11 protein-coding genes and 1 pseudogene are annotated in these 14,873 nt (G+C 69.6%); 8 read left to right on the forward strand and 4 right to left on the reverse strand.

Annotation, left to right across the window (positions count from 1 at the left end; translation table 11 throughout):
- A partial coding sequence (locus ABZ318_RS24145) for an RICIN domain-containing protein (protein WP_356904545.1) occupies positions 1-791 on the forward strand: 791 nt, incomplete at its 5' end.
- A 236-nt stretch (positions 792-1,027) separates the two neighbouring features.
- Entirely contained in the window at positions 1,028-2,545 is a 1,518-nt protein-coding gene (locus ABZ318_RS24150) for an alkaline phosphatase family protein (RefSeq protein ID WP_356904546.1), read from the forward strand.
- 65 nt (positions 2,546-2,610) lie between these two features.
- On the opposite strand, the pseudogene ABZ318_RS24155 reads toward ABZ318_RS24150, so the two are convergent.
- Positions 2,611-3,096 (reverse strand): annotated as a pseudogene (locus tag ABZ318_RS24155) (putative Ig domain-containing protein); the annotation flags it as partial.
- A 433-nt stretch (positions 3,097-3,529) separates the two neighbouring features.
- Here ABZ318_RS24155 and ABZ318_RS24160 point away from each other — a divergent pair.
- Positions 3,530-5,683, forward strand: coding sequence for a family 20 glycosylhydrolase (locus ABZ318_RS24160; protein ID WP_356904547.1), 2,154 nt, complete (start codon positions 3,530-3,532; stop codon positions 5,681-5,683).
- Between the two features lie 61 nt (positions 5,684-5,744).
- Here ABZ318_RS24160 and ABZ318_RS24165 read toward each other — a convergent pair whose 3' ends face one another.
- From ABZ318_RS24165 to ABZ318_RS24175, 3 genes are all read right to left on the reverse strand, one after another.
- Positions 5,745-6,593 carry a class II fructose-bisphosphate aldolase gene (locus ABZ318_RS24165; RefSeq protein ID WP_356904548.1) on the reverse strand — a complete coding sequence of 283 codons (849 nt, stop codon included), beginning with the start codon at positions 6,591-6,593 and terminating at the stop codon, positions 5,745-5,747.
- Between the two features lie 101 nt (positions 6,594-6,694).
- Positions 6,695-7,645, reverse strand: a complete 951-nt coding sequence (locus tag ABZ318_RS24170; RefSeq protein ID WP_356904549.1) for a sugar isomerase — start codon at positions 7,643-7,645, stop codon at positions 6,695-6,697.
- Positions 7,642-8,697 carry a 1-phosphofructokinase family hexose kinase gene (locus ABZ318_RS24175; protein ID WP_356904550.1) on the reverse strand — a complete coding sequence of 352 codons (1,056 nt, stop codon included), beginning with the start codon at positions 8,695-8,697 and terminating at the stop codon, positions 7,642-7,644. Before ABZ318_RS24175 ends, ABZ318_RS24170 begins: the two co-directional genes overlap by 4 nt.
- Before the next feature lie 452 nt (positions 8,698-9,149).
- Here ABZ318_RS24175 and ABZ318_RS24180 point away from each other — a divergent pair, with 452 nt between their 5' ends.
- The 5 genes from ABZ318_RS24180 to ABZ318_RS24200 all read left to right on the forward strand — a co-directional run bounded on the left by ABZ318_RS24180 (position 9,150) and on the right by ABZ318_RS24200 (position 14,752).
- Positions 9,150-9,950 carry a DeoR/GlpR family DNA-binding transcription regulator gene (locus tag ABZ318_RS24180; RefSeq protein ID WP_356904551.1) on the forward strand — a complete coding sequence of 267 codons (801 nt, stop codon included), beginning with the start codon at positions 9,150-9,152 and terminating at the stop codon, positions 9,948-9,950.
- A gap of 324 nt (positions 9,951-10,274) precedes the next feature.
- Positions 10,275-11,537 carry an extracellular solute-binding protein gene (locus ABZ318_RS24185; RefSeq protein WP_356904552.1) on the forward strand — a complete coding sequence of 421 codons (1,263 nt, stop codon included), beginning with the start codon at positions 10,275-10,277 and terminating at the stop codon, positions 11,535-11,537.
- Between the two features lie 30 nt (positions 11,538-11,567).
- Complete coding sequence (locus ABZ318_RS24190; protein WP_356904553.1) at positions 11,568-12,485, forward strand: sugar ABC transporter permease; 918 nt, start codon at positions 11,568-11,570, stop codon at positions 12,483-12,485.
- Positions 12,482-13,390, forward strand: a complete 909-nt coding sequence (locus tag ABZ318_RS24195) for a carbohydrate ABC transporter permease (protein ID WP_356904554.1) — start codon at positions 12,482-12,484, stop codon at positions 13,388-13,390. Before ABZ318_RS24190 ends, ABZ318_RS24195 begins: the two co-directional genes overlap by 4 nt.
- Positions 13,391-13,474: 84 nt before the next feature.
- The gene (locus ABZ318_RS24200) at positions 13,475-14,752 is read left to right on the forward strand and encodes an extracellular solute-binding protein (RefSeq protein ID WP_356904555.1); all 1,278 of its coding nucleotides are present in this window, start codon (positions 13,475-13,477) and stop codon (positions 14,750-14,752) included.
- Positions 14,753-14,873: the final 121 nt, after the last annotated feature.

The raw sequence follows: 14,873 nt of genomic DNA on the forward strand, positions 1-14,873 counted from the left end.
CCGCGATGTTCAAGCGCAACGGCGTCTACTTCCTGCTCACCTCCTGGGCCACCGGCTGGGCGCCCAACCAGCAGAAGTACGCCACCGCCACCAGCGTCACGGGCAGTTGGAGCGGTCTGAAGGACGTCGGCAACTCCACCACCTACCGCAGCCAGACGGCCTACGTCCTGCCGGTGCAGGGGACCAACGGGACGAGCTACCTCTACATGGGTGACCGCTGGGGCAACTCCATGGGCGGCATGGTCCAGGACTCCCTGTACGTCTGGCTCCCGCTGAAGTTCCCCACCAAGACCACCATGACCATGGACTACTCGCCCAGGATCACCATCGATGCCGCGGCCGGCAAGGTGACCGGGATGAACGTGATCTGGGAGACGCTGTCGGTCCGCAGCAGCGGCAAGTGCGCCGACGTCTCCAACTTCGACTCCGCCGACGGTGCCCAGATCGTCCAGTGGGGCTGCGGCGGAGACATCAACCAGCAGTACTGGTTCAAGAACGTGGGCACCAGCGGCTACGTCCAGATCATGGCCCGCAACAGCGGCAAGTGCCTCGAAGTGAGCGGAGCGTCCACCGAGGACGGCGCCCCGGTCGTCCAGAAGACCTGCGGCACCACGAAGGCCCAGCACTGGAAGGTCGAGCCCACGGGTGACGCCGGCTACGACCAGCTGGTCGCCCGGCTCGGCGGCAAGTGCCTGGACGTCGCCGACTACTCGTACGCCGACGGCGCCAAGCTCGACCAGTGGACCTGCAACGGCGGGCAGAACCAGCAGTGGGTGAGGACCACCGCCTGACGGCGGCCCTCCTTCCGGGTGCCCCTCCAGCCTCAGGGCGGAGGGGCACTCCCTTGTGTCCAGGGGCCGCTGACGCGAAGTCACAGCCGGATAACGGGTCTGAACCAGGAGTTCCCGACTGTTCATCTGTGAGGACTTCTGTGTAAATCTGTTGATCCTTGGCCGGGCTCAGTCTCATCAGCGCCCGGCCGTGAATGGCCGTGCACCGACCCCCAGATGCTCCCCAAGGAGATTTCGTGCACCTGTCCCGTTCTCTTCGCGCCGCCCTCGCGGTCACCGTCGCGGTAGCCGTGCTGCCGCTCGCCGCCTCCGCCTCCGCCCGCGCCGCGGGTGACGAGGCGGCGTCCTCCGGTGCCACCGCGGTCACCAAGCGCCCCAAGTCGCTGGTGATCGGTATCGACGGCGCGACCTTCGCCAAGTTCGAGAAGGCGAAGATGCCGAGGATCAAGGGCCTCATGGCGGCCGGCCTGACCGCCACCAGCAACCTCTACGCGAACCCGATGGCCCCCACCTCCTCGGGCCCGGGCTGGTCGACCATCGCCACCGGCACCTGGCCCGACAAGCACAAGGTCGTCGACAACAGCTTCACCGGAGCCCGCTTCGACCTCTACCCCGACTACGCCACCCGTCTGGAGAGCGCCGCCCCCACGCTCAACACCCTGGTCGTGGGCACCTGGAGCCCGATCCCCACCACCGTCTTCGGGCCCGCCGTCGACACCCGCCTCGGAGGCGTCAGCGACGCCGACACCACGACGACCGCCGTCTCCAGGCTCAGGACCACCGACGCGGACGCCACCTTCGTCCACCTCGACGACGTCGACGGCGCCGGCCATTACCACGGCACCGAGCACCGGGCCTACCTGGACGCCCTCAACACCGCCGACACCGAGGTCGGCCAGATGCTCGACGCCGTCACCTCCCGCGCCACGTACGCCGACGAGGACTGGCAGATCGTCATCACCGCCGACCACGGCCACATGCCCACCGGGGGTCACGGCGGAAACACCCCCGCCGAGCGCCAGACGTTCGTCATCGCCAAGGGCACCGGTTTCACCCCGGGTTCGGTCCGATACGACGTCAAGGTCACCGACATCGCCCCGACCGTCCTCTCCCACCTCGGCGTCACCCTCGACCCGGCGTGGCAGCTCGACGGCAAGCCGATCGGCACCCTCACGCCCGACGCCTTCGACGCCCTGCGCCCCTCCCTGAACACCCGGGCCGACGAACTCGCCCTGCCCTCCACCCTCAAGGGCTGGACCACCACCGCGCCCACCGGCTGGACCATCGACAACTCCGCCATGCCCACGGGTGGTGTGACCGAGTGGCGCGGCTGGTCCTTCGCGACCGACGAGTTCTGGACCAACACCGACCTGGGGCAGGGCCGCGAGACCAACGTCCGGGCGCGCGACGTCTTCGCCGTCGCCGATTCCGACGAGTGGGACGACAAGGCCCACGGCGCCGGGCAGTTCGACTCCACGCTCGTCAGCCCGGCCTTCACCGTGACCGGCGGTGCGTCGGCGACCGTCTCGTACGCGACGAACTACAAGGTGGACGGCCCGCAGACCGGAGACGTCCACATCTCCTTCGACGGCGGCCCCCGGCAGCTCCTGCAGTCCTACCGCGCGGACCGCAACGCCTTCGAGAAGCTCACCGTCGCCGTCCCGGCCGGCGCCACCACTGCCCGGCTGTCCTTCCGCTACACGGGCACCAACAGCGCCTTCTGGACGATCGACCAGGTCGCCCTCACCTCCTGATCGCGTCGCCTGACAGGACGGAGGAGCCGGGAGCGCGTCATGACGCGCTCCCGGCTCCCGGTGCCTCAGGGGTTGACGGTGAGAGCGACGTCGTCGATCACGAAGGAGGTCTGGTACCAGTTGTCCTCCGCGCCCGTGAACTTCAGGGTGACGCTCTGCCCGGCGAAGGCGGACAGGTCATAGGTCTTCTTCACGTAGCCCTCGGTGGCGTCCAGGTTGGAGGACGTGGCCAGGGTGGTGGCGTTGGTGGGGTCCTTCACCGTGACCGTGACGTTGCTGGTGCCCAGTGTGGTGGTGGTACCGGTGATCAGGCCGGTGGAGGCGTTGATCGACAGGCCCGCGGGCAGACCGGTGGCCGAGTAGGTCAGCGGGCCGGGGTTGGTGCTGGTGGCCTGGATCTGCAGGTTCGCGGCGGTGCTGGCCGCCGTGTACTGGCTGCCCGGGTTGGTGGCGTTGTTGTAGGTGGTGCTGGAGGTCATGTACGTGGTGAGCGCCCGGTACCAGATCTTAGCGGCGGCGTCGCGGCCGATCGCGGTGACCGGCAGGCCGTCTACATGTCACTAGTGCGCAAGAGAGTCAACACACGCGCAGCATCGGGAGCCGGCCGTGGGGCGGGCGGCTCGGAAGCGAGCTGCGCGGCTTGACGAAAGAGGCCTGTGAATGGCACGGGCCGGAGAAAAACTTTGTATGGTTGCGCAAACATGCGTGCCTCGGCAAGAGTGAGCGCCAAGAAATCCGCCTTGGTGCGCCGAAGTCGCGGTGAGCTTCGCGTGCGGGGAAGCTACGTCCGGGTAAGTCTTGACGCCCTCCCTTCGGCGCTGCCACGGTTCGTTCGAAAGTGCTCAGAAGTTGGTCTGACTTCGCACAATCACGCACGGCAGGTGTTTCCAGTCGCCGCCTTGTGCCGCGCCGCACTTCCGGCGGAGTGCGGCGCGCCCGACCGCGCCCGAAGCCGTGCGTCCCCCTCCATCGAAGGAGTCATCCATGCGCTCCACGCGCCCACGGGGCAGAGACCTCGCCACTCTCGCCGCCGTCACCCTCGCTCTCGCCATCCCCGTGCCGGCGACGGCCGCAGCGGCGGCCGTCTCGGAAACGGCCGTCGAGGCCGCCGCCGCCCCGGCCGTCGTACCCCAGCCCGTGTCCCAGACGAACCTCACCGGCACCGGCTTCACCCTGAGTGCCCAGACGCCGGTGAACGTCATCTCCTCCAGCGACCCTGACGCCGCGGGCGTCGGCGCGTACCTCGCCGGGGTGCTGGCCCCCGCGACCGGCTACACGCTCCCGGTCACCACCACGTCCCAGCCCGCGAGCCAGGCGATCGTCCTGAACCCCAACGGTTCCACGGACCTGGGCGCCGAGGGCTACACCCTGTCCTCGTCCAGCACCGGCGTGACCGTGACCGCGCACGGAGCGCAGGGCCTGTTCCGCGGAGTACAGACCCTGCGCCAACTGCTGCCGGCGGCCATCGAGTCCACCACGGTCAAGCCCGGCCCCTGGACCGTCGCCCCCGTGCAGATCTCGGACACGCCCCGGTACGCCTACCGCGGCGTCATGGTGGACGTCGCCCGGCGCTACTTCCCGATGTCCCAGCTGAAGCGGTACATCGACCAGGCCGCGGCCTACAAGATCAACACCCTCCACCTGCACCTGACGGACGACCAGGGCTGGCGCATCGCGATCGGTGCGATACCCAGCCTCACCACGGTCGGCGCGAGCACGCAGAGCGGCTTCACCGGTGGGACCACCTGGTACTACACCGCCGCCGAGTACCAGGAGATCGTGGCCTACGCCAAGTCCCGCTTCATGACCGTCGTCCCCGAGATCGACGGCCCCGGCCACACCAGCGCCGCACTGGCGTCCGTCGCCAACCTCAACTGCGACAACAAGGCGATCAAGCCGTACTCGGGCTTCGAGGTCGGCATCAGCCTCTACTGTCTGAGCGACGCCCAGCACATATCCAACGTCAGCGGCTTCCTCACCACCGTGATCGACACCGTGGCGGCGATGACGCCCGGACCGTACGTCCACGTCGGCGGCGACGAGACGCCGCAGGCCACCTCGTCCCAGTACGCCGCCTACGTCTCCGCCGCCACCGCGGCCGCGACCGCGCGGGGCAAGACCGTGATGGGCTGGCACCAGCTCGGACAGTCGACGATCCCCGCGAACAGCGTCATGCAGTGGTGGGGCGACGCCGACGACCGGGCCAGCATCGGCACCTCCGGCGAGACGCAGGACGTCCAGTTCGTCCGCAACGCCGTCCAGCAGAACGCCAAGTTCGTCATGTCCCCCTCGGACCACGCGTACCTGGACATGAAGTACGACTCCTCGACCCCGTACGGCCTCTCCTGGCAGGGCTACGTCCCGCTGAGCAAGGCCTACGACTGGGACCCCACGACCTCGACGGCCAAGCCGAACGGCACCGGCTCCCTCGTCCCGGCCGACAAGATCGTCGGCGTCGAGGCGGCCCTGTGGGCAGACCGTGCTTACGCGGGAAGCGACCAGCTCCCCACGTCCACCAGCCAGTTCCCCGAGCCGTACGTGTACGCCGAGCACATGACCTTCCCGCGCCTGCCCGCCATCGCCGAGATCGGCTGGTCGCCGCAGTCCACCCACAACTACACGGACTTCAGCCGCCGTCTGGGCACCCATGGTCCGCGCTGGACCGCGGCGGGGATCGGCTACTACGCCGCCCCCGACGTCCCCTGGACCAGCGGCGGCGGCTCCGGCGGCGCCTTCAACGGCGTCCACACCGTCGCCACCGGCGGCCAGGCCCTGGAGGTCCCCGCCGGCGCGACCAACGGCACACAGCTCCGCACCTCCGCGCTGCTCGGCGGCAACAGCCAGAAGTGGACCTTCACCGAGCAGTCGGACGGCTCCTACACCATGGCCAACGTCGCCACCGGGCTCTGCGCCGACGTCAACGCCGGTTCCACGTCCGCCGGTGCCTCCATCATCCAGTGGACCTGCACCGGGACCACCAACCAGCGGTGGAGGGTCGCGGCGGCCACAGGCGGCGGCCACACCCTGACATCGGTCAAGAGCGGCCTCCTGATCACCACCGCCTCGACGGCCAACGGCGCCCTCGTCACCCAGCAGCCCAACAGCGGAACGGCGTTGCAGCGCTGGACCATCGGATGACACGCCGGACCGGACGGTCATGACAGAGGTGGGCCCGGACGCCGTCCGGGCCCACCTCGCGTCACACCCCTTCGGGCCGGCCGGCGAGGACGCGCAGCAGCCGCGCCACCTCGGCGGCCACCGCCTCACGCGCCGGACCCAGGTACCTGCGCGGGTCGGCGACGGCCGGGGCGGCTTGGAGCCGCTCCCTGACCGTGCGGGTGAAGAGCTGGTTGAGGTGGGTGGAGATGTTCACCTTCGTCATGCCGGCGGCGACGGCCTTCACGAGGTCCGCGTCGTCGACGCCGGAGGAACCGTGCAGGACGAGGGGGATGTCCAGGGAGTCCTTCAGACGCGCGATGAGGCCGAGGTCGAGCACGGCGTCCCGGATGATCATGGCGTGCGAGCTGCCCACGGCGACGGCGAGCGCGTCCACCGCCGTCGCCGCGGCGAACTCGCGGGCCTCGTCGGGGTCCGTACGGACATGGGGGGCGTGGGCGCCGTCCTTGCCGCCGACCTCGCCGAGCTCGGCCTCGACCCACACGTCGGCCCGGTGACAGTGGTCGGTGATCATGCGGGTGGCGGCGAGGTTCGCCTTGTACGGCAGCTTCGAGGCGTCGAACATGACCGAGGTGAAGCCGAGTTCGACGGCTTCTTGGACGAGCTCGGCGGACTCGGCGTGGTCCAGGTGGACCGCCACCGGGACGGTGGCGGCACGGGCGATCTGGAGCGTGGCGTGGGCGAGGGGGGCGAGGGCGCCGTGGTAGCGGGCCGTGTTCTCGCTGATCTGCAGGATGACCGGCAGGCCCGTCTGCTCGGCCCCGGTGACGATCGCCTCGGCGTGTTCGATCTGGACGACGTTGAACGCACCGACACCGGTGTTCGCGGCGCGCGCGGGCCCGACGATGTCGTCGGTGGGGGTCAGGGGCATGGGAGTTCTCCATGGAGTGGTGACGGGGGCGGAGGGGACGGCGGGCGAGGCGGACGGCGGTGGCCGCCCCACCCGCCGGACAGGGACTGCGACGGCGGGGGTCAGACCCCGGAGTCCTCGAGGATCACGGAGCGGGTCAGGTTGCGGGGACGGTCCGGGTCGTAGCCGCGGGCCTCGGCGAGGCGGACGGCGAGCCGCTGGGCCCGGACGAGGTCGGCGAGCGGGTCGAGAGCGCCGGGCCCGTCGCCGGACCCGGCGGAGTACAGACCGCCGACGCGGGCGATGTCCTCGGCCAGGCCGTGCGGTGCGGCACCGAAGAGCCAGGCGACCCGGCCGGGGCCGGTGATGCTGATGGGGCCGTGGCGGTACTCCATGGCCGGGTACGCCTCGGTCCAGGCCCCGGCGGCCTCGCGCATCTTGAGTCCGGCCTCCAGGGCGAGGCCGTAGGTCCAGCCGGTGCCGAGGAAGGTGAACTGCTCGGCGCCGCAGACGGCCTGGTCGAGCGGTTCCGCGATGGCGCGCTCGGCGTCCCGGGCCGCCCGGGCCAGCGGACGCACACCTGCCGGCAGGGCGCTCTCGGCTTCGAGGTGGGCCCGCAGGAGGGCGAGGACCGTGGTGGCGAACCTGGTCTGGACGACGGACTGCTCGTCGGCGAAGTCGAGGACCGCGACGGCGTCGGCGGCCGTCATGACGGGGGTCGTCGGATCGGCGGTGACGGCGCCGGTGGCGACGTCACCCTTGAGCCGGGTCAGCAGGTCGAGGACCTCGGTGGTGGTGCCGGAACGGGTGATCGCGAGGACGCGGTCGTACTTCCGGCCGTGCGGGAACTCGGAGGCGGCGAAGGCGTCGGTCTCCCCGTGTCCACCCGCTTCGCGCAGTTCCGCGTAGGCGATGGCCATGAACCAGGAGGTGCCGCAGCCGACGACCGCGACGCGCTCGCCACGGCGCGGCAGGGCGTCCGAGAAGGAGGCGACGGACTCGGCCGCACGGCGCCAGGTGTCCGGCTGGGAGTCGATCTCGACGGAGGTGCGGGAGGTTCCGAAGGTGGTCATGCGATTCCCTGAGGGTCGTAGGGGCGGGATGTCCATGGGTGGTGAGGTGCTGGAAGTGCCGTTGTCCGCTGGTGCACCGGCCTCTTCGCGCCACGTCGGACGGGGGAGTCGGTCGTGTCCTGGCGGTGGCGCGGCGGCGCGAGTCCGTCCACACGGACTTCTTGCCGGAACCGTGAGTGGATCGAGGCGTCGACCTCGCCCGCGACCGCGCACGGCACGGCCGCGGCCGAGAGGGCCACCGCCTCGCGCAGGATGTCCGGCCAGGCCGCGCGGGCGGCGAGGCCGGACGCGATCGCGGCGACGCAGGCGTCTCCCGCCCCCGTCGGATTGCCCGACAGCAGTTCGGGAGGAGCGGCCCGCCACACTCCGGTCGGGGTGACGGCCAGCAGCCCGTCCGGGCCCGCCGATGCCACGACCGTCCGCGCGCCGCGGCGGCGCAGCTCCGTGGCGGCCGCCGCCGGGTCGTCGCACCCGGTCACCTCCGCGAGCTCGCCCGCGTTGGGCTTGATCACGTCCGGCCCCGCCTCCAGAGCGGCGCTCAGGACGGGTCCCGAGGTGTCGAGGACGGTCAGCGCCCCCTCTTCGGCCGCGATCCGGATCAGGACCGCATAGGCGTCCAGGGGCAGCCCCGGAGGAGTGCTTCCGCTCAGTACGACGACGCTCGCACCGCGAACCGCGGTGGCGTAATGCCTGACGAAGGCCGCCCATTCCGTGGCGGTCACCTCCGGGCCCGACTCGTTGAAGACGGTGGCATCACCGTCGTCGCGCGAGACGACGGTGACCGTGCGCCGGGACTCGCCCGCCACGTCGACGAGGGAGGCACGGATCCCGGCGGACCGCAGACCGTCGTGGATCGTGCGGCCCGTCGACCCCCCTGCCAGGCCGGTGACGACCGGCGAGTGCCCGAGGAAGGCGAGCACCCGGGCGACGTTGATCCCTTTGCCCCCGGCCCGCTCGTGTGCCGCGAGGACACGGTGGGACGCGCGGGGCCGCAGCTCGGCGACCTCCCAGGTGACGTCGAGGGCGGCGTTGAGCGTGACAGTGACGATCATGGTGTGGGGACTCCGGTGAAAGGGGTGGGCGCGTGCTCGACCCGCGGTCCCCGCTCCGCGGCGGTCGCTCCGGGTCGGGCGGGGTCCCGTCGGCAGCGGGAGCGAGCACACGAGGAGGGGCCGCCCGGGGGCGAGGTGCTTGAGGTGGTGAGGTCCATAGCCGACGATCATTCAGAATGAGTGATTGTGAGCGTAGCAAGCATAGAGCGAGCATATTCAATCAAGCTAGGTGATGGGAAAGGTTGCGTGTGAACTTGCCCGCGGGGCGGTGCGGGGAGAGGAGGGCGCTCCCCGCATGCGATGGCCGCCGGTCCACGGGGATGCTCGATGTTGTCGCGCTACGATCAACTTCGCGCATGCTTCTCCGGTCCGACGGTCCTGTGCCGGGCGGTCGACCCCCGAGGACGCGGGCATGCGGTCGGACGTCTCAGGACAGGGAAGGGGTGCGGCACATGTCCAAGCAGGAGCGGTGGAGCAAGTTGCTCGAGCTGCTGGCGGTCGAGGGCAGGCTGGACGTGGAGCAGGCCGCCGGCGCCGTCGACGTGTCGCCCGCCACCATCCGCCGGGACCTCGACGAGCTTGCCGAGCAGCGGCTCCTCGTCCGCACCCGCGGCGGGGCGATCGCGCACGGGGTGTCGTACGAGCTTCCGTTGCGCTACAAGTCCTCCCGCCGGGCCCCCGAGAAGCAGCGGATCGCCGGCGCCGTGGCGGACCTCCTGACCGCGGGGGACGTCATCGGGCTCAACGGAGGGACGACGACCACCGAGGTGGCCCGCGCGCTGGCCCTGCGGACGAGCGGAGGCGCGGGTGAGTCGACCGAGGGGCAGTCCGGCCCCTCGTACACCGTCGTGACCAACGCGCTGAACATCGCCGGCGAGCTGGCGGTCCGTCCGCAGTTCAAGGTCGTGGTGACCGGTGGTGTGGCCCGGCCGCAGACCTATGAGCTGGTGGGACCGCTGACGGCGGGAGTGCTGAACGAGGTGGTGCTGGACGTCGCGGTCCTGGGCGTCGACGGCGTGGACCCGAAACTGGGGGTCATGACGCACCAGGAGGACGAGGCCGGCATCAGCAGGCTCTTCGCGGAGCGCGCCCGCAGGGTCGTCCTGGTGACCGACTCCTCCAAGATGGGCAAGCGCGCCTTCGCCAGGATCTGCGGCCTCGACCGCATCGACTCCATCGTCACCGACGCCGGGATCGCCCCGGACATGGCGGCCAGGCTCACCGAGGTCGGCATCGAAGTGATCACCGTCTGAGAGAACCCGCCACGGCGACGACGCCCCCGCGCACCCCAGGGTGCACGGGGGCGTCGTGCTGTTCCCGCTCCGGGAAACGCGAGCCGTCCCGCTCCCCCGTCGGGCGGGCGAGCGCCCAACGTCCGGGCGATTCGGCATCGTTCGGGTAACGGCCCCTGGTATCGAAGCCCTGTCATCGTGTTTACTTTGACCACAGCGGATGCTCGTTACTGAGCGAAATCCTGGGTTAGTGCCCAGGTTCATGCATGCTCCGAGCTGCTGTCGTTCCTGCACCCCACCGACTGCATCGTCCGACGGTCGGTACACACAAAGGCGGTACTGACGATGAAGAAGCGGATGTTCGTGGCGGCCTGCACCCTGGGCGTGCTCACCCTCACGGCCTGCGGCGGCACCGGGGACGGCAGCGGCTCGGCGAACGGCGAGGTGACCCTGAAGCTCGTCGCCGCGGACTACGGGGACAAGGCGTCGAACAGCTCGACGGCGTACTGGAACGACGTGGCGCGGCGCTTCACCGCCGCCAACCCGAAGATCAAGGTCGACGTCCAGGTCATCAACTGGAACGACATCGACACCCAGGTGAAGACGATGATCCAGAGCGGCAACGTGCCGGACGTCCTCCAGACGGGCGGCTACGCCGACAAGGTCGCCGACGACCTCCTGTACAAGGCCGACGAGGTGCTGTCGGAGCCGACCCGGAAGAACCTCATCGACAGCTTCGCCAAGGCCGGAGAGGTCGAGGGCACGCAGTACGGCATCCCGTTCGTCTCCTCCGCGCGTGCCCTCTTCTACAACAAGACGCTGTTCGCCAAGGCGGGCGTCACCGAGGCGCCCAAGTCCTGGGACGACCTCAAGGCCGCCGCGCAGAAGATCAAGGCCAAGGTTCCCGGCGTCACCCCCTACGCCCTTCCCCTCGGTCCCGAGGAGGCCCAGGGGGAGTCCCTGATATGGGAGCTCGGCAACGGCGGCGGCTACACGGACGCCAAGGGCGCCTACACGCTCGACAGCAAGGCCAACGCCGACGCGTTCTCCTGGCTGAAGGCCAACCTCGTCGGCCCCGGCCTGACCTACGCCAACCCCGCCACCACCGACCGCAAGACGGCCTTCGCCGACTTCGCGGCCGGCAAGACCGCCATGCTCAACGGACACCCCTCCCTGATCCAGATGTCCAAGGACGGCAAGGTCGACTACGGCGTCGCGCCCATCCCCGGCAAGTCCGGGGCCCTCAGGTCCACGCTCGGCGTCGCCGACTGGATGATGGCGTTCAAGGACGGCGGTCACAAGGAAGAGGTCCGCAAGTTCCTCGACTTCGCGTACTCCAAGGAGAACACGCTGAAGTTCGACGAGACCTACAACCTCATGCCGGTCACCAAGGACACGCTCCAGGAGATGACCACCAACGGCAAGCACAAGGACCTCGAACCCTTCTTCGCCCTGCTGCCGAACGCCGTCTTCTACCCGCTGGGCGACACCACCTGGGACGCCGTCTCCGCCGAGATCAAGAAGAGCGGCGGCACCGCCGTGAACGACCCCGCGAAGGTGCTGGGCGAGCTCCAGAAGAAGGCCGAGGCAGCGGTCGCCGACCAGTAGGCCCGACGCACCGTCACGGAAGGCACCCTCGTGTCCAGCACCTCATCCACCCCCCGTCCCGGCCGCGAGGGCCGGGGCGGCCTGGCCCGCCTCGGCCCCCTGCCCTGGATCGGACCCGCGGTCCTGCTCATCGTCGTGGTCGTGCTCTGGCCCGTCTACGAGATGGTCCGCACGTCGTTCCTGAAGATCAGCAGCAGCGGTTTCGTCCGCGGCTCGGCCGGATTCGACAAGTACAAGCAGCTGTTCGAAGAGCCTTCGCTGCCGTCGGTCATCCTCTCCACCGTGGTGTGGACCTCGGTCGTGGTCGCCGCGACGATGGTGATCTCCCTGGCGCTGGCCCAGCTGTTCAACCAGAAGTTCCCCGGTCGCCGCGTCACCCGCTGGGCGCTCATCGCCCCGTGGGCGGCCTCGGTCGTGATGACCGCGATCGGCTTCAAGTGGATGCTCAACCAGACCGCCGGTGTCCTCAACACGCTGATGACGGACCTCGGCCTCATCGACGGACCCGAGGACTGGCTGGGCGACCCGTCCACCGCCTGGCCGTGGATGATGTTCGTGGCGGTGTTCGTCTCGCTGCCGTTCACCACGTACACCCTGCTCGCCGGACTGCAGACCGTCCCCGCCGAGGTCTACGAAGCCGCCAAGGTCGACGGCACGACCGCCTGGCAGACGTACCTGCGGATCACCCTGCCGCTGCTGCGTCCGGCGCTGCTCGTCGGAATGGTGATCAACCTGATCAACGTCTTCAACTCGTTCCCCATCATCTGGAGCATGACCCGCGGCGGCCCCGACAGCGACACCGCCACCACCACGGTGTTCATGTACCAGCTCAAGAACGCCGACATCGGCGAGTCCGCGGCGATGTCCGTCGTCAACTTCGCCCTCGTCGTGGTCATGGTCGTCCTCTTCCTCAAGGCCAGCCGCTGGAACCAGGAGGAGAGCCGATGACTCAGCGGACCCTCGCCGTCGTACGCTCCGAGGCCCCCACCCCCGGCCCGGAGTCGCCCGCCACGCCCCCGCCGGCCCGGCGCCCGAGGACCATCACCCCTCGCACCCTCGTGATCGCGGCGGCCGCCTGGCTCCTGGCCGCGGCCTTCCTGATGCCGTACCTGGAGATGGTCGTCACCGCGCTCCGGCCGGCTGACGAACTCCGGGACGCCACCTACCTCCCGAGCGACTTCGAGTGGGCGAACTTCATCGACGTGTGGCGCGAGTCCCACCTCGGGGACAACCTCCGCGTCACCCTGCTCGTCTCCGCCGGATCCACCCTGCTCGTCCTGCTGGTGGCCATCCCCGCCGCGTACTACACCGCGCGCATGAGGTTCCGCGGCCGCAAGCTCTTCCTCCTGCTGGTGCTCATCACCCAGATGTTCCAGCCGACGTCGCTGCTGGTCGGTCTCTACCGCGAGTTCTACCAGCTGGACATGCTCAACTCGGTCTGGACCCTGATCCTCTCCAACGCGGCCTTCAACCTGGCCTTCGCGATCTGGATCCTCACCGCGTACTTCTCCTCGATCCCGGAGGCACTCGAAGAAGCCGCCATGATCGACGGCCTCGGGCGCGGAGGCGCGCTCCTGCGGATCACCCTGCCGCTGGCGATGCCCGGCGTCGTCACCGCGATGATCTTCACCTTCATCGCCGCGTGGAACGAGTTCGTCATGGGCCTGACCCTCTCCACCGTTCCGGAGAACCAGCCCCTCACGGTGGGCATCAACAGCTTCATCGGCAACTACACCGTCCAGTGGAACTACCTGTTCGCCGGATCGGTCATCGCCATCGTGCCCGTCGTCGTCCTCTTCGCGCTCATCGAGCGCAAGGTCGTCTCCGGCCTGACCGCCGGCTCCGTCAAGTAACCCGCCGCCCGCCCGCTCCCTGCCGCCTCCCGACAGCCGGCAGAGGGCGGGCCTTTTCGTGGCGCACAGCAGAGGGAAGAACCCGTGCCCAAGCACCCACCTGTCCTGACCGCGGCCGCTGCCGCCCTCGTGCTCTGCGTGTCGTCGGCAGGCTGCGCGAACACCTCCGGTGAGGTCACCCTGCGGCTGGTGGCCGCCGACTACGAGGTGTCCGACGCCCGGTCCGACAGCACCGAGCGGTACTGGGCAGAACTCGTCCGTGCCTACGAGTCCGCCCATCCCGGGATCAACGTCGAAGTGGAGATCGTGTCCTGGGACCACATCGACCGCCAGGTGGCGGACATGGTCAAGGACGGCAGGGCTCCCGACATGGCGCAGATCTCCTCCTACGCGGAGTTCGCCGAGCGGGACGACCTCTACCGCGTCGACAGTCTGCTCTCGATTCCCGTGGAGGCGAACTTCCTGCCGTCGCTCGCCGAAGCGGGGGAGTACAGAGGGACGCAGTACGGCATGCCCTTCACGTCCTCGACGAGGCTCCTCTTCTACAACAAGAAGGCGTTCGCCCAGGCAGGCATCGACAAGCCCCCCGCCACGTGGGACGAACTGAAAGCCGCGGCGGAGAAGTTGAAGAGCCGCACCGGAATCGAGTACCCCGTGGCGGTGCCGTTGGGTCCCGAAGAAGCACAGATCGAGGCGATGGCCTGGATGCTCGGAGGCGGCGGTGGCTATACCGGACTGAACGGCTCCTACGAGATCGACTCACAGAAGAACATCGACAGCCTGAACTGGGTCAAGGAGAACCTCGTGAAGACGGGACTCACGGGCCCTGTTCCACCCGAACGCCTCAACCGCAAGGACGCCTATGCGGCGTTCGTGCGCGGCGATGTGGGCATGGTCAACGGGCACCCCTCCCTGCTCCAGCCGGCGCGGGCCGCCGGCATCGAAGTCGGCAAGGTGCCCGTGCCGGGCAAGGACAGTGAGTCCCGCTCCGCGCCCGCCGTGGTCGACTGGATCATGGCGTTCAAGCACGACGGACACCGCGAGGAGATCGGGAGCTTCCTCGACTTCCTCTTCAGCGACGAGAATGTGCGGGAGTTCGCGGCGCGCAACAACCTGCTGCCGGTGACCGTTTCGGTCACACGGCAGATGGAGGCGGACCACAGGCACCGGGACCTCCACGAGTTCCTGCACGAGCTGCCGGCGTCGGTCCTGCCCCCCGTGGGCAAGACCTCGTGGGCCGCCGTGGGAGACAGCACCAAAAGGACCGTCGGCAGCGCGATGACCGACAAGGGAAGCCCTGCCGGGGCCCTGCGCCGGATCGCCGATGACGCGTTCATGGCGGAGCAGGCACGCCGGGGGTAGGGGCGGAAGGAACCGTCTCGCGGCGGCCGCGGAGTCCCGCGCCGCGGGGGAGACGCGCGACGCCCTGTCGGACTCCGGGCCGCCCCCTTCCTTGCCGATCCGCACTCTCCCCCTCGAACCG

The sequence above is a fragment of the Streptomyces sp. NPDC006197 genome (assembly GCF_040613865.1).
In the GTDB taxonomy this organism is placed as follows: Bacteria; Actinomycetota; Actinomycetes; order Streptomycetales; family Streptomycetaceae; genus Streptomyces.